The following is a 300-nucleotide window of genomic DNA, read 5'->3' on the forward strand; positions in this document are numbered from 1 at the left end:
TCTATGGCTACGAGGAACGGGAAGATGTCATCGAACGAGAGCTGCAGCTGTGCGGCTATTTCGCGATCGTGACCTCTGAAAAGATGACGGCCTCTGAAGCCTTGAACCTTTACAAGAGCCGTGACATCTCAGAGAAGCTGTTTGGCAGTGATAAGACCTTCCTTGGCAATCGCTCATTCAGAGTCGCAAGCAGCCAGGCGGCTGAAGCGAAGATCTTCATTCAGTTCATCGCTTTGATAATCTGGGCAAGAATCTACACGCTTTTGAGAAAGCGCAAAGCCGAAATGCCGGGCAAGCCTA

The 300-nt window shown here is 50.7% G+C and carries 1 pseudogene; it reads left to right on the plus strand.

What is annotated here, in order from left to right:
• A pseudogene (locus OCH80_RS10285) lies at positions 1–300 on the plus strand (transposase); the annotation flags it as partial.

Source organism: Lactobacillus sp. 23-2 (assembly GCF_044902225.1).
Lineage (GTDB): Bacteria > Bacillota > Bacilli > Lactobacillales > Lactobacillaceae > Lactobacillus > Lactobacillus absianus.